This window comes from Bifidobacterium sp. KRGSERBCFTRI (genome assembly GCF_025908335.1).
Genome location: NZ_CP109653.1, coordinates 470,874 through 485,523 on the forward strand (window position 1 = coordinate 470,874; position 14,650 = coordinate 485,523).

Annotated in this window: 11 protein-coding genes; 6 read left to right on the forward strand and 5 right to left on the reverse strand. The window is 62.2% G+C overall.

Annotation, left to right across the window (positions count from 1 at the left end):
• Nucleotides 1–187 precede the first annotated feature (187 nt).
• The gene (locus OGI63_RS01905) at nt 188–1,324 is read left to right on the forward strand and encodes a DUF4854 domain-containing protein (RefSeq protein WP_004268325.1); all 1,137 of its coding nucleotides are present in this window, start codon (nt 188–190) and stop codon (nt 1,322–1,324) included.
• 235 nt (nt 1,325–1,559) lie between these two features.
• Nucleotides 1,560–2,675 carry a CPBP family intramembrane glutamic endopeptidase gene (locus OGI63_RS01910; RefSeq protein WP_004268326.1) on the forward strand — a complete coding sequence of 372 codons (1,116 nt, stop codon included), beginning with the start codon at nt 1,560–1,562 and terminating at the stop codon, nt 2,673–2,675.
• On the opposite strand, the gene OGI63_RS01915 is transcribed toward OGI63_RS01910, so the two are convergent.
• From OGI63_RS01915 to OGI63_RS01925, 3 genes are all read right to left on the reverse strand, one after another.
• Nucleotides 2,659–3,483: a mechanosensitive ion channel family protein gene (locus OGI63_RS01915; RefSeq protein ID WP_004268327.1), complete on the reverse strand. Its 825-nt coding sequence runs from the start codon at nt 3,481–3,483 to the stop codon at nt 2,659–2,661. The two genes, OGI63_RS01910 and OGI63_RS01915, sit on opposite strands and share 17 nt — an antisense overlap.
• 47 nt (nt 3,484–3,530) lie before the next feature.
• Entirely contained in the window at nt 3,531–4,148 is a 618-nt protein-coding gene (locus tag OGI63_RS01920; RefSeq protein ID WP_012619675.1) for a TetR/AcrR family transcriptional regulator, read from the reverse strand.
• A gap of 173 nt (nt 4,149–4,321) precedes the next feature.
• A complete protein-coding gene (locus tag OGI63_RS01925; protein ID WP_004268329.1) occupies nt 4,322–5,518 on the reverse strand; it encodes a DUF2974 domain-containing protein in 1,197 nt (398 codons plus the stop codon).
• Between the two features lie 114 nt (nt 5,519–5,632).
• Between OGI63_RS01925 and OGI63_RS01930 the strand changes: the two genes are divergently transcribed.
• Both OGI63_RS01930 and OGI63_RS01935 read left to right on the forward strand, forming a co-directional pair.
• Nucleotides 5,633–6,499 carry a putative ABC transporter permease gene (locus tag OGI63_RS01930; protein ID WP_004268997.1) on the forward strand — a complete coding sequence of 289 codons (867 nt, stop codon included), beginning with the start codon at nt 5,633–5,635 and terminating at the stop codon, nt 6,497–6,499.
• Between the two features lie 63 nt (nt 6,500–6,562).
• Nucleotides 6,563–7,759: a pyridoxal phosphate-dependent aminotransferase gene (locus OGI63_RS01935; protein WP_004268336.1), complete on the forward strand. Its 1,197-nt coding sequence runs from the start codon at nt 6,563–6,565 to the stop codon at nt 7,757–7,759.
• Between the two features lie 254 nt (nt 7,760–8,013).
• On the opposite strand, the gene OGI63_RS01940 is transcribed toward OGI63_RS01935, so the two are convergent.
• Nucleotides 8,014–10,872 carry a hypothetical protein gene (locus OGI63_RS01940; RefSeq protein ID WP_004268338.1) on the reverse strand — a complete coding sequence of 953 codons (2,859 nt, stop codon included), beginning with the start codon at nt 10,870–10,872 and terminating at the stop codon, nt 8,014–8,016.
• Between the two features lie 377 nt (nt 10,873–11,249).
• Here OGI63_RS01940 and OGI63_RS01945 point away from each other — a divergent pair, with 377 nt between their 5' ends.
• Nucleotides 11,250–12,902, forward strand: a complete 1,653-nt coding sequence (locus OGI63_RS01945; RefSeq protein WP_004268340.1) for a tetratricopeptide repeat protein — start codon at nt 11,250–11,252, stop codon at nt 12,900–12,902.
• A 6-nt stretch (nt 12,903–12,908) separates the two neighbouring features.
• Here the strand turns inward: OGI63_RS01945 and OGI63_RS01950 are convergent, their stop codons facing one another.
• Entirely contained in the window at nt 12,909–13,964 is a 1,056-nt protein-coding gene (locus OGI63_RS01950) for a PfkB family carbohydrate kinase (protein WP_004268342.1), read from the reverse strand.
• 263 nt (nt 13,965–14,227) lie between these two features.
• Between OGI63_RS01950 and rpmB the strand changes: the two genes are divergently transcribed.
• Nucleotides 14,228–14,425 (forward strand): 50S ribosomal protein L28, encoded by a 198-nt coding sequence (gene rpmB / locus OGI63_RS01955; protein WP_004268348.1) that lies wholly within the window; start codon nt 14,228–14,230, stop codon nt 14,423–14,425.
• The last annotated feature ends 225 nt before the right edge of the window (nt 14,426–14,650 follow it).

A 14,650-nucleotide genomic window follows, 5' to 3' on the forward strand; every position in this document is an offset into this window, starting at 1 on the left:
GATTTACGACAAGACCTCACCGGCAGCGACTAATCCCACCATTCTGAGCATCCACATGCATGGGTGGCGAGAAACAATCTTCAAGCGACACAATCTGAGAAAGCAAACTATAAAAACATGGAATGATTGACTAGACACCAAGTGCGAATTTGATAGGCTGTTGCTGTTTTTCGACAGAGGGAGAATAATGACACAGCCAGAAAATCCGTACACCGGTGGCGAACAGCCAGCACAGCCAATCACGCCGCCGGCGGATCCGTACGGGCTGAATCCGAATGCCAATCCGAACCCATACACGCAGCCGCAGGAACCGGCACAGCCATATGTACAGAACGCAGCGCCAGAGCAGGGGCGCGAGGCATACGGCAACTCGAATTACGGGCATGCCGAATCTGCGCCTCAGTTCACTGGCAACGAGCCGGCACAGCAGCCGTACGGCACCCCGTATGAGCCGGTGGGCACGCAGCCGACGACCCAGATCAACTACGGCGCCCCGCAGAACGCGGCACCGCAGTACGGCGAGCAGCCGGCATACGGAGCGCCCACGGGAGGAGCGCCGGTCTACGGTGAACCGGGTGGCCCCGCATACGGCGGCCCGGCACAGTTCCCGCCGCAGGGTGGCTATGATCAGTACCCGCCGCAGGGTCCCACCGACAAGTACAACACGATGGCAATCGTCGGTCTCATTCTGGCGATTCTGTTCCCGCTCATCGGTCTGATCGTGTCGATCATCGCAATGGTGAACATCAACAAGCACGGCGGCAGCAAAGCGAGCAAGAATCTTTCGCTCGCCGGTACGATTGTGGGCGGCGTGCTCACCGTGGTCTCCATCATCGTGTCGATCATCGTGTTCAACAGTGTTCTGGCGGCGACGAACGAGATCGTCAGCGATTCGAAGTCGCCGAGCGCCACGCATTCGCAGACCCAGAGCACCACGGACCCCGACGAAGACATTGATGAGGACATCGACGAGGATATCGACAACGACATCGACGACATCGGCGGCCAGCTCACCGGCGGCTCGATCACGCTCGAAGAGGCGCTCAAGAACCCGACCGTGAAGAGCGAGCTCGAAAAGCAGATTCAAGGTCTGCCGGACGGCATGAAGGGCAGCGTCTCCGCCGAGGGCAACACACTGATCCTCACCTTCGACCTGGATTCCTCGCTCGCGGAATACTCCGATTCGCTGGCCGAGAGCCTCAATTCGGTGGGCAAATCCGCGGCTTCGCAGCTCAATGAGGACGGCGGCAACACCTACTCGGTGCGCATTGTGATCACGTCGGAGGGCAAGACACTCTACGACAAGACCTCCACCAACGACTGATCCGCGGCAGATTTGCTTGCAGATTCGCGCGACAGGGCGGCATCCGGAATTTCGGGTGCCGCTTTTTCCGTGTTCCTTTACCGCGGCGGCACACTGCCGAGCGGAATCAAGTGCGGTCCACTTGGTTTGTTTCGCAAAACTGGGTAAGAGCGGGCGGATATGGAACAGGAGGACGGCAACAAGGCGGGTTTGGTAATCTGAGGCTATTTCATGGCAGATGAGCGCAAGGAGCACAATGACCGAACCGGGACGCCCGCAGAGTCCGCAACAGAACACACGGGCGGGTGAATTCCAGCAGGCGTGGCAGGGCGAGTTCCAGCAGCCGCAGTATTGGCAGGAACCGCAGCAGAATCCTTGGCAGGAACCGCCGATGAATCAGATGGGCGAACGGAATGCGGTGGAATCCGCGCGCAGGTCTTACTCGCGCATAGGGGCGTCGTTCAGCGTGATGATCGTGGTGTGGATGGCGCTCGTGTTCGTGCTCGGGATCGGCATTAGCATGCTGCACCGCGAAGCCGCGCACTGGATGTGGGTGTCGCTGCTCGTCTCCGACTGCTCGTTTTACCTGGTGGCCGTGCCGCTCGCCTACCTGATGCTCAGGAGCGTGCCCGAGGAGCCCACGCGCAAGTTCGGCATGACCTTCGGCGAACTGTTCGAATGGTTCCTCGTGAGCCTGGCCATCGTGTTCGTGGGCGGACTGCTCGGCAACGCGCTCGCCGCGCTGTTCTCGGGCGGCATGGCACAGAACCGTCTCGACAACATTGTCGGCGGAATCCCGGCATGGCTCAATATTCTCGCCGTGGTGGTCGTGGGCCCGATCGTGGAGGAGTGGCTGTGCCGCAAGCAGATCATCGCGCGCGTGCGCCGCTACGGCGAGCGGTTGGCAATAGTGGTGTCGGCGCTCGTCTTCGCGCTGTTCCACCTGAATCTGTACCAGTTCTTCTACGCGTTCGGACTCGGGCTCGTGCTCGGGTACATCTACATGCGCACAAGCCAGCTCAAATACACGATCGGATTGCACATGGCGATCAATTTCCTGGGCAGCGTGGTCGGTCCGTTCTTCAGTGACTGGAGCGACGCCCATTCCGCCGCGCTCGATGCCGGCGATGTGTCCGGACCGGAACTCGTCGTGGGCGTGGCCGCCATGCTGTACATTCTGCTGTATTTGGTGGCCGTGGTCGCGGGCGTGGTGCTGCTCATTGTGAAATGCCGCAGACTCGAGTTCTACGTCACGCCCGCGCAACTGCCGAAAGGCACTGCCTGCTCGTGCGCGTTCGTCAACGCCGGCATGGGCGTGTTCATCACGCTGACGGTGTTCGGCATGGTGTTGGCGCTTATGAACGTGATGTAGATTTGCCGGTGAGCGCACCGCTTTCGTCAATGCCGACCAATGAGGACGCCGTGAAGTTCAGATTGAGCTTGGAACTGTGCACTGCGCGCGCGATGGCGTCCGACAGCGCGGTGAGCGCGACGCCGTGCTTCGCGTAGGCCACGATGTTGCCGCTCACGCCGTCGCTCGTGAAGCCGGTGTAGCGTACGACCGCCTTGTATTTCGGGTTCATGAGCGAGCGCGCGTGCGTGTTCACCGTGCTCAGCAGATCCTGGGCGAGCTTGGCCGTGTCGACGTCAGGCTTGGCGGTGAACGGGATCGTGACCAGGCACTCGTTCGCCGGGTCGAGCTTCTCCAGCGCGGTGGTGTTGAGCACCGAGTTCGGGATCATCATCAGATTGCCATTGCGCTCGCGGACCACGGTCTGCCGCCAGTTGATGTCTTGCACCACGCCGGTCGTGTCGTTGATGCTCACCGTGTCGCCTGGCTGGATCACATGCGAGAACATGAGCGTGAATCCGCCGATCGTGTTCGCAATGGAGTCCTTCAGGCCGAGTGAGATGGCCAGGCCGCCTATGCCGAGCGCGGTGAACAGACTCGCCGGGCTCACGCCGAACACCGGGTGCAGCACGATGGTGAGCGCGACCACCCAGACGAGCACGCGCGCGATGTTGATGAAGATCGACGCCTGCGGGATCTTGTTGTGCTCGAGCACCTTGCGCAGGCCACGGCTCAGCAAACGCGTCACCACGAATGCTAACGCGATGACGATGGCGAGGAAGATGATCCTCCCACTGTTCGCCTTCAACCAGTCAAGCACATGTTCCATGCGTACCAGCGTAGCGTGCGGTGGTCACCACATGCGGAATCTGCGGACTAGCGCAGGGACTGCACAGGGCGGCGTTGCTCGCTCGAATCGAGTGCGGTGCGCAGATTCGCGGCGACGGTGGCGATGTCGGGATTCGTCAGATCGTTGGGCGACAGACGATGCTCGATGTTCGGCCAATCGCGCAGCACGCCGACGATGCCGCCGACCGTGAAATCGAGCAGGATGCGCGTGCTCAGGTCGATGCGATCGTAATCCAGATCGAAATTGCCGAGCAACGTCAGGCGAATGAAATCACGCAATGCCTCGGTGAGCTCGATCGTGCTATGCGGGCCGGCAAGCAGGGCAAGATGGTCGAACTGCTTGCGCATCTGCGGGTCGTTGAACGCCACGATGCATGTGCGCTGCCATTCCTGCCACAGATTCTCGGCAGTGGTGGCGTGGTCCATGATCGGTATGCTTTCAACGGCATGCATGATCGTGGCATCGGCAAGCTCAGGCAACCCGGAGAAATGGTAGTAGAACGAGTTACGGTTCACACCGGCCTCTCGAACGATGTCGGTCACCGTGATCTTCCCATACGGTCGTTCCCGCAGGAGCGCCCAGAACGCATTCTCCAAACGCTGCTGCGCCGGTAAAACTTCGGGGTCTCGACGCGGCCTTGGCATTAGAACTCCTCACCTATAAGGACATGCACGATATGGTGGTGGAATAATCTGCGCGATGCTCATCAACACTGCATATGTATGCACATCATGTGTACCTTCAGTCTAGTGTTCATGAGCTTCATATGGCCGGAAAATCAGCTTGTGGCAATGCTCTGGAGCACGTTTGGTCGAAGTCAGTGCGTGAAACGCGTCCCGGCCAGGAGCATAATGGCCTGATTTATGTAATGGCGGTCCTCACTGTCGAGCCCGACATAGGAGGAGAACAGCCCCGGAAGCGCTTTCATGCCATCCGTGCGCAGCTGGGTGATGGTGGAGTGTCCGCCGGAGGAGAGCACGCGGAACAGCGCCTCCACGCCATGCTCGCGTTGGCGTTGCGTCATGCCGTTCAGCCAGGTGTTCAACGCGCCGCGGAAATCTCGCGAGCTCTCGGACAGCGCGGGAACCGTGTCGAAGCGGTCGCCGTCCATAAGCCACGTGTAGCAGGAATGCTGCATGAGGCCGTCGGCGTTCGATTTGACGACGATCATATGTTCGCGCGGACTCGACTGCAACAGCATGCCGATGATGGAGAACTCCGGGACGAGCTTGGTGATGCGGTCGACGATCGTGCCGTATTCGTAACTGGAGACGACGTCCTGGTTGAATCCGGGTGAATCGAAAGCGTAGATGCGTTCGATGCGGTCTTTGATCTGGTCGCGCGCGTTCATGGCCGCGTAGATCGCGATATTGCCGCCCTTGGAGTGGCCGGTGAGCATGATGCGCGCGTTCGGCCAGAGTCTGCCCACCTTTTCGAGATAGTCGGCGGCCTGCTTTTGCGCGGGCACCGGGTAGGTGAACGCCATGTTGAAATCCTCGCGCCAGCCGGTGAGCGAATCATCGGTGCCGCGGAACGCGACGAGCAGCGTGCCGTCGGGCAGCTGGAACGTCTCGGCGGCGTACTGGGTCTGCTGCGAGATGTCGAAACGCTCCTCGGCGGCGCTCATGCGGGTGACGGCGAACCGCGGATTGCGTTTGATCGAGCGGTAGAAGCGGTGCGGGGTCTCATCGTCGTCGGAGAAGCCGGAATGATGCTCCCAATAGGGGTGGGTGAGCTCGTATTCGTGCAGTCTTTCCTCCACCTCGCGCAGCGTGGGTCCCGGGAATGGCGTGCGCCACAGTGCGGCGAGCGAACGGCTAGGGTGTTTGAGATTGAAGTTGCGCAGCTTGCTGGAGATGGAACCGAAGCATTCGAGCAGGGAGGAGAGCTGCGGGACCTCCTGCGGGATCTTGTCATAGCTCAGAATCGCGTAGACCAGCGCGTCGGCAACATGGAACGGGTATTCCGAGAAGTCGCGCGTCTCCTGCGCCACGTAGTCGATGATCGTTGCCATATTGCCCTCCGATTGATCACTTCCATAGTAGGCGATGAATAAGTCCGGCCGTATCGTTGCCAGCGCAACCGGGTATGGGAGCACGACATACGGGGCGTATGAGACAGTGAAGGTATGTGGCTTGCAGCAGTGGAAAAAACGTTTGTATGGTTCCTCCTCTACAGTTTCGTCGGATGGGTGTGGGAGACCGGGCTCAACATCGTGATGAAGAGACGGTTCGTGGACCGGGGCATATTGAATGGCCCGATCTGCCCGATCTACGGTTTCGGCGCGGCGCTCGCGATCTTCGTGCTGCACGACGAGCATTCGCTCATCGCCGTGTTCCTGAGCAGCGGCGTGCTCGCCTGCACGTTGGAATACATCACCTCATGGGGCATAGAGAAACTCTTCCACATGCGGCTGTGGGACTATTCGAACAAGCCGTTCAACATCAACGGCCGTGTCTATTTGAACGGCTTCCTGTTCTTCGCCGCGGGCTGCACCGTGGTGAAGGAATGGGTGCAGCCCGCCGTCATGCGCATGCTCGACCGCCTCGACCCGCTCTGGCTCAACATCGTGAGCATCACGCTGTTCGTGATCCTCATGGCGGACGTCGCCGTGACCCTCGCCGGCCTGATCAGCATGAACGGCAAACTCGGGCGTGCCGAGGAATATATCAAATCTGTGAAGAAAGAGCAGATTGCCAAAATGGACGTGCATATCACGGCCGCAGACGAGCGCATCGAACAGATCGAGCAGCATGCGGAAGGCGTGGCGAGCCGTGTGAAGGAATCTGTATACGAGCATGTGGGCGTGCATGTGGACGGCGCGCGCGAGCGGATGCGCGACGGCGAGCTCGCCGAGAAACTGCACGGCACCTTCAACTGGCAGCAGCGCAGGCTCCTCGACGCCTACCCAGAGATGAAACCGGAGCACGGCAGGTCGGTGATCGGCGAAATCCGCGCGCAACTTGCGAAATACGGCAGGAAACATAACGCGTGACGTGGGGGCATAGGATGGGTCTGGGAATCTACGGATAATCTACGGCATAGCGAAAGGCTTGGCATGATCAACGAGAAGTACAAGGCAATGTTGGGTGAGAAGTCGGTGATCCGCATGATCTCGGAGCGGGCGGCGGCGCGGCGCGCGGAGATCGGCGCCGACGAGGTGTTCGACTTCTCAATCGGCAACCCGAGCGTACCGTGCACGCCGGCGTTCACGAACGCGGTGATCGACCTGTACGAGAACGAGGCGCCGAGCGCGCTGCACGGCTATAGCCCGTCGGTGGGCATCACATCGTTCCGCGGCGCCGTGGCGGACTCGCTCAACCGCCGCTTCGGCATGGACTACACCGAGCAGCACATCTTCCCCACGTCGGGCGCCACCGGCTCGCTCGCGCACGCATTCCGCGCGGTGACCAAGCCGGGCGACGAAGTGCTCACGTTCGCGCCGTTCTTCCCCGAATACATCCCGTACGTGGAGGGCACGGGCGCCACACTCACCGTGGTGCCGCCCGACACCACTGCATTCCAGATTGATTTCGAGGCATTCGAGCGTGCGCTCAACCCGAACGTGGCGGTCGTGCTTATCAACACGCCGAACAATCCGTCGGGCGCGGCGTACTCGGCGGCCACGCTGGAGCGTCTGGCCGGCATTCTGCGCGACAAGCAGACCGAATACGGCCACGACATCTTCATCGTGAGCGACGAGCCATACCGCGAGATCATGTTCGACGGTGCTGCGCAGGCATACCCGGCGAAGTTCTACGACAATACGCTCACCTGCTACTCGTTCTCGAAATCACTCTCGCTGCCGGGCGAGCGCATCGGCTACGTGGCGGTGAACCCGCGTGCGACGGACGCGGACGTGCTCGTGCCGATGTTCGCGCAGATCAGCCGCACGATCGGACACAACTGCCCGAGCTCCACGATGCAGCTCGCGGTGGAGCGTGTGATCGACGACACCAGCGACCTCTCCATTTACGAAGCGAATATGAATCTGCTGTACGACGCGCTCGTCGACCTCGGATTCGAAGTGGTGCGGCCGAGCGGCACGTTCTACATATTCCCGAAGGCGCTCGAGGAGGATGCGAACGAGTTCGCACGCAAGGCGATGGAATACGACCTGTTCATGGTGCCGTCGGACTCGTTCGGCATGCCGGGCTATCTGCGCCTCTCGTACTGCGTGGAGACCGAGCATCTGAGAAAGGCGATCGTGCGCCTGCGGCAATTCGTGACGGAGGTGTACGGCGAGCGCGAGTGAGCGCGGATCTCGTGGATCTCGCGGATCTCCCGGATCTTGCGAATCTCGCTGCGTAACCTCTCCGCTGCCTACCACTCCGCTGCGTAATTTGGGACAGATTAGGGGGTGAAGATGTCCCTTTTTACGCAGGGCTACGCCGGGGGATGCGTGCAGGGCATTGGCTCGCTGTGATCCATGTGTTTCATTTGCGTAAAAAGGATCATTTGGGACGCGCGGATGTCCCTTTTTACGCAGGAAGGGGCGCAGATTGGGGATCAGTTGGCGGGACGCTCGGAGGCGAGCACGGCATCCTCGTCGAGCACACCGAAACGCAAGCTCTGGCGCAGTGCACCCAGTCGGTCGTCGTTGCTCAACGCGCCAAGCGCCCACACCGCCTCGTCGGCGGCGAGCGGGAAGCCGGCGTCGACGAGTCTGATCGCCGCCTTGGCGAGCAGCTCAGTCTGTGAGGTCAGCGGCGCCACCGGAATGCCATGCTTGTTGAGCGTGTGCGTCACCGCATCCATATCCGGCAGCGAATCCACGCCCATCTCCTGCATGAGCTCACGCACCTCGACCTCGGCAGCCTCCTCATACTGCGCGTGGAACCCCATGCCCAACATGAACGCGTAGCAGGCGAGCGCCGCCTCGCGATTGTTGGTCTGCCACAGCGAATAGGCAAGACGGTAATACATGAAGTTCACGTCGCCCGGCATCACCGCCACCGCAAGACCGCGGGTGAGCACGTCCGCGCCCTTCGCATGGTCGCCGGCGATGTCCACATAGGTGATCGACTCGTCGACGAACGGCTGCGCGGTGGTGGGCGCGAGCGCGAGCGCCTGCTGCAGCTGGGCGAGCGAACCGTCGAGGTCGCCGGAATCACGGTGGATGCGAGCCAGCGCGATATGCGAGTTGTACAGCGCGTCGGGAGCCTTGACGTAGCGGGTCTGCGGCGTGTGGTCGGGCAGATTCGCGACGAGCAGGCGCATGAGCGGATGCTCGCAGTACAGCGGCTTGCGCTCGCCGAGATCGGGCATCTCGCTTTGCAGTCCCATCAGCGCGGATTCAATCTCCAGCGAGGCGGACATGGGAGAGTCCTCGTTCTGCTCGGCAATCTGGAAAATCTCACCGCCCTTGATGCTCGCGCCGTCGTACATCACATCGAGGTCGCGGCCGAAATCGGCGCCCAGCAGCGCCTTCAGATCGTCGGGCAGCTCGCGGTCATCGCGCCACAGCGGCACACGATGCGCGAGGATCGCCTGTGGGATCGGCAGCGCGGTGATCGGCGTGAGTCCGCGGTCCGGGCCAAAGGAGATGACCTGTGCGGAAGGGCGCAGCATCTGCAGCACGGCAGCCGGGTCGCTGTCGAGCGCGGGATCGTTGAACTGGCCGGCCATGAACGCGGGCACCGTGCCCATCATGAACGGCGTGCGTGTGAACGCGAGCGAGAGCACGGGCGCGCCGGTGACCGATCCGAGCGTGCCGTTCACCGTGAGCGACGTGATGTTCGTGCCCGCGGTGAACGCGGCCTGCGCGATGATGCCGGCGAGCCGCAGCGCGTAGGAGGCGGCCTGGGCGGCGCGCTGCTCGCGAATGCCGACCCAGCCGGAGTCGGTGAGCACGCTGGCGGGCATCATCAGCGACGTGGGAACCGTGAAATTGACGACCATCTCGCCGGTGTCGGGATTCGCATCGCAGCGGTACTCCACGCGGTACGGCAGAATGAGGCGTTCGCAGATGTCTACGAACCGCGACATGACGTCCCACATGCCACCGCGTGCGGCCGTGGCGCCACGCACGGTGAGATTCGAATTGCGGGCGTCGGCGCGCGACTGGATGAACGAGGTGTGCGTGTCCCACTCATGCAACTCGTCGAAGCCGGCGCGGTAATCCTGCGCCTCGGTAAGCGTGGTGACCAAGCCCATGCCGTTGTCATACTTGGCGGCGATACGGCTGGCGGCGGCGAGACGATTCAGCGCGCCCTCCACCGAGAGCACGATGTCACGCTGCAGACCGGTGATCTCGTTGCGGTTGAAACGCATCCAGAACTGGCCGGTGCTGTCGAGTTGCACGACGTCGAGATTGTGCTCGGCGGTGATTTCGCGAATCTGGCCGGCTCCCGCCTCGATGAGCTGGCGTGCGGCGAACCGCTCGAACGGGCTCGCGGTGTTCGAATTCGTGGTGCCGCGCCAGATGATCTCGTCGAGCGCGTCGGCGAGCGGCTTGTTCTGCATATTTTGGAAGATTTCAACGATGCGGCCGGCGCCCATGCCCAGCTGTTCGCCGCGCAGCTTCGGGAAGTGGGCAGCGGCGAGCCAGAATGCGGCGAGCAGCGAATTGAGCGGGTGCCTGGCGGAGCCGGTGTTGGTTGCGTGTGCTGGGGCGGCTGAGTTGGTTGCGGCGGGGCCGTACGGGCCGAGATCGACAGAGGAGGCGGTGGCGATGCCGTTGAGCGAGCCGGTGGAATAGCCGCTACCCGAGAAGTCGAGCTGGAGCTCGCCGATCGTGATGGTGCGGTTCAGACCGTCGTTCGACTGGATGCGCACGGCGCCGAGGTTCTTCTGGTCGGTCCAGGCGTCGAAATGGAGTTCGCCTTCGACGTCGTTGGTGCTCGGGTCGTTGGTGAGCGGCACGGTGGTCGGGTAGACCTTGAGGCTCTTGGAGATCCAGGCGATGATCTGCACCTGTTTGTTGTTCTGCTTGCCGGTGGCGGGATCGTCGGCGAAACGCACGATGTAGCCGAGTCCGTTCTGTGGCTGCGAGACGTCTTTGAGCCGCATGACGATGCCATAGCGCGAATTCGTGGGGTCGCCCGGGATGGGCGCGAGCCTGGAAACCTTCGCCAGGAAGGGGAGCTGGTAGGTTTGCACTGACTGGTTCGTGGGAGCGGATTGCCCTTGGCCGCCGACGGAGACTGGGGTGACCGGCGAGAATGGATCGGTTCCAAGGCCGGCGGCGCTCTGCGCGCTTTGTGTGCTCTCGGGATTCTGGTACGGGTTGCCCAATGGTTCCTGCATGTTCCTCGTGTCCTCCGGCATCAGCGTCGGCATCGCGTGATGTGCTGCGTTTTCGGATTCGGTTTCCGTCGTCTGTGCGATATATCGCGTGATCTGGTGGAATCGTAGCATGTTCGGCACGGCGCATGCCGGATTGTTCCATATCCGTGAGCGTGCGCATTCGTGCGCACATGCCGCCGTCGGTGTGCTGAGTAATTGTGGAGACAATCTGCGTAATTTGGGACAGTTGGACGGCTATTTCTGTCTCTTTTTACGCAGATACGCAGAGTGGCGGCGCGCATATTCGAGTCTGCGTAATTCGGGACGGTTGGAGGGTTGGTTCTGTCTCTTTTTACGCAGAAGGAGAAGCAGAAGAAGAAGGAGAGGCTGGGAGGTGAGAAACAGGGGGAGGCTGCGGGGTGGGAAATCTGCAAATGCGGGCACGGAGATGTATGCCGCGGGGCGAGTGGTGCGTATACTGCGTGTCAGTGAAGCAATGCAAAGCAGGAGTAGGGGATATGGCAGAACAAGAGAGTGCGCTCGATTTCATTGAGGCGACGCATCTGTGGTCGCAGCACGCGCAGTTCGTAGGCAGGGCGGAGGGCGCGCCGAATCCGTTCCGCACAATCTACGGCGTCGAAGCGCAGCCGGGCGGCGTGTGGGATGTGATGACGCGGTTCCACACAATCTGCGAACGGTTGCAATTGCCGTTCCACGTGAGCACGAGCGTCGAGGTGAACCCGGCGACCGGCGACATGGCAGTGGCATTCGGCGCGCCCGAGCCGACGCAGTTCCCCACCGCGGTGCCGGATTCGCACGGTCGCGCGCGCGACTGCACCGGCAAGCGGGCGCAGTGGACGGCGGCATATGCGTTGCGCTTGGCGGCATTGCTCGCGAACATCGGATTCGCGGTGAACACGGGAATCATTGGTGTCACGGTGATCGCGCGCGCCGGCGAACCGGATGGCCAGACGCTGTTCTCGCTCGGGTTCAACCGCGTCGACTTCCATTTCACCACGGCCAAGCTGTTTGCGGACGGCACGATTGATGACGCCCAGTTCGACGTCGACCCCGCGCAGCTGCTCGCCGCGTTCGACGTGGACAGCGCGCGTGTGGAGTTCGACGCCGACGGATGGTTCGCGCCGACGGAGGATCCCGAGCTGCCGGAGTCGCTGTGTGAACTGCGCACGCCACTCGGCGAGGACGCGCGCGAGTTGCCGGATTCGCTGAAGAGCCTGCTGCGCGCCGACCGCGTGTGCGATCTGGACATTGCAGATCAGGCGAGCCTGAGCATTCGCGACATTCACCAGATCGCCCAGGAGAACGCGGATTCGCCGGTCACCGCCGTGGTCGAGCTCGGCGGGGCGCTCACGACGCTCAAACAGGAGCTTTCGGTGAGCACGTCCATTCGCCAGCCGCTGTACTGCGAGCGGGAGGCGTTGCGATTGCTGGTCTCCGAGGCGGCGGGTGATGCGGCGACGCGGTACCGCACGGTGCCGGGTGCAATCGCCGCAGTGCGCTCCGAGCTCGCGCGCTTTGACATGAAGCTTGGTCAACTGGATGACGCACTGCGCGAACTGCAGGAACTGCAGCGCATCTCGCCCACCAGCGTGCAGGGCGGCATCGCCGAGGCCATGGCGTATTCGATGGCCGGCGACACGGCCCGCGCGGTGGACGCCATCCGGCAGGCCCTCAAGCTCGCCGTGGTGCCCGACGAGGTGGCGTTCCTGTACTGCCTGCTCGGGCAGATGTTCGCGATGGCGGGCGAGACCGACACGGCGATCGACGCGTACTATGTGGCGTCCACCGTGGCCGCGCAGACCGCGTACACCGGCGTCGCGCGCCAGGCGATGGAGGCGTTGCTCGCGCAGATTGGCTCCGCGGACGACGACGGCGAGCGGGACGAGCGCAGTTTCACCGCGACGGTGGACGCGCGGCCCACCGCACCGTCACGCGGGCACGCGCTCGGCTCATTGCAGGCGGCCGGAATCCCGATCTCGCCGACCCAGCCGGTAATCCAGACGCTCACGCGGGCGGCCATGCTGCTCGCCGATGCCGGCGTTCCGCTCGCCGCCTACGACGGTGTGGAGATTCTCGCCGAGTATTCCGCGGAACCGACGCTGCTGTGGATGTGCCGCGCACTGCAGGAAGGCGCCGGCTGCGCGCGCTGACCGGCGTCAGTCGGCGTGCTCGGCGTCTTTGAGCGCCTTCGTGACCAAGGCGACCGCCTCGTCGTAGGTGGGGCATTGCGGCACGCCGTTGATGCCCTTCGTGATTGCGATCGACGCGGCGGCGTTGGCAATCTGCACGGCGCTTTCCAGATTCCACCCATTCGCCAGCAGCGCGCACAGCGCACCGGTGTGCGTGGGGCCGGCCGAGCGAATATGCGTGGCCTTCGTCTCGAATCCGTCGATGTGCTGCACCGGTTCGCCATGCCGACGCACCCACGCGCCGCGCGAACCGGCACGCAGCACAACGGGCGCGCGCAAGACATCGGCAAGCCCGTCGCACAGCGCGCTCATCGAATCGTCGAAGCCGCCGTCGACGCGCATGGTGGCCGTCTCATCCACCTCGATGCCGAGCCGGTCTGCAATCGCGCGCCCCTGCTGCCGATTGAGCACCCAGATCGGGTGCAGCAGCACGATGTCTTCAAGCAGACGCTCGTTCACCGTGGACATCATGCTCGTGGGCGTGAGCACAATGCGGAAGTCGCGCACATCCGGCGCGCATTCAGGCCGTGAGATGAACGATCCCACCGCCACCGCGCCCGTGTTCATCAACGATGCGCCGCTGATGTGCACGACGTCGCCGGACTTGGGGTGCATGTCGTCGAACGTGTGCGCGTCGGTGCGCACCTCCGCGCCGGGAGCAGAGATGAACGAGCGTTCCTGTCCGTCGTTGATCACCAGCCGCAGGCCATTGTCGAGCCCCTTGTTCGTGATGCCGGTATGCCTCACATTCACGCGTTTCAATGCGCGACGGATCATGTCGGACCACGGGCCGGTTCCGAGGATGCCCGCGAGCTCGGTCTGCGCGCCCATGCGGCTCGCCGCCTCGAGCACCGCGAAACTGCCGTTCACCGATCTCGCGATGCTCTCCGCGTTCATGAACGAGCCCGGTGCCGGGAACTCGGGAACCTTGATCATGGAATCCACCCACACCTGCCCAAGTGAGATCACGGTGGGCTCGTGGTCGCGTTTCGCCTGGATCGAGTGAAGAATATCGCTCAGCATAGCACCCCTTTTCTTGATTCTGCCGCTTCGCAGATCTCGTTATGCGCGATTCTACCCGACAATCTGAGAACTCGCTGAAAACGCGGCAGACCGCGGTGAAATGCCCGGTCTGTGCGCAGTGTGGTGCACAAAGAGAATCATGGGCTTGCGTTGTCGGCACGGTTCATGTAATATTGTGAAGTTGCGTGTTCGACTGTGCTTCGTGTATGCGGAGCATACGGGCATGCAGACTTGCAAGTCAATAGTAATATAGGGAGTCCATTATGGCAGCTCGTTGTGCAGTGTGCGGCAAGGGACCGCAGACCGGTTATACCGTTTCGCACTCGCATATTCGCAATAAGCGCCGCTTCCTCCCGAACCTCCAGCCGGTGCGTACCACCGTCGACGGCCAGAATGTGCGCCTGCGTGTGTGCACGAAATGCCTCAAGGCTGGCAAGGTTCAGCGAGTGAAGGTTGCGTGAGCGTAAGCGATACAGTGACAAGACCCCGGTGAGTTCGGCTCCCGGGGCCTTTTCGTATGTGCGCTCCTTTCTCTGCGTAAAAAGGGACAGGCAGGGGCGCTTAGATGTCTCTTTTTACGCAAAAATAGGACGTAATTGGGGACGTTTAGCGCACCTAATATGTCTCTTTTTACGCAGGGAAGGGGCGCGGGTTTCGCAATCTGCGGGCGTGGGATAGACTATGAC

Coding starts and splice junctions, on each gene's coding strand:
- OGI63_RS01930 (WP_004268997.1), top strand. CDS start 5,633: ATGTGGCTTGCAGCAGTGGAAAAAACGTTTGTATGGTTCCTCCTCTAC.
- OGI63_RS01915 (WP_004268327.1), bottom strand. CDS start 3,483: ATGGAACATGTGCTTGACTGGTTGAAGGCGAACAGTGGGAGGATCATC.
- OGI63_RS01905 (WP_004268325.1), top strand. CDS start 188: ATGACACAGCCAGAAAATCCGTACACCGGTGGCGAACAGCCAGCACAG.
- OGI63_RS01920 (WP_012619675.1), bottom strand. CDS start 4,148: ATGCCAAGGCCGCGTCGAGACCCCGAAGTTTTACCGGCGCAGCAGCGT.
- OGI63_RS01935 (WP_004268336.1), top strand. CDS start 6,563: ATGATCAACGAGAAGTACAAGGCAATGTTGGGTGAGAAGTCGGTGATC.
- rpmB (WP_004268348.1), top strand. CDS start 14,228: ATGGCAGCTCGTTGTGCAGTGTGCGGCAAGGGACCGCAGACCGGTTAT.
- OGI63_RS01950 (WP_004268342.1), bottom strand. CDS start 13,964: ATGCTGAGCGATATTCTTCACTCGATCCAGGCGAAACGCGACCACGAG.
- OGI63_RS01925 (WP_004268329.1), bottom strand. CDS start 5,518: ATGGCAACGATCATCGACTACGTGGCGCAGGAGACGCGCGACTTCTCG.
- OGI63_RS01945 (WP_004268340.1), top strand. CDS start 11,250: ATGGCAGAACAAGAGAGTGCGCTCGATTTCATTGAGGCGACGCATCTG.
- OGI63_RS01910 (WP_004268326.1), top strand. CDS start 1,560: ATGACCGAACCGGGACGCCCGCAGAGTCCGCAACAGAACACACGGGCG.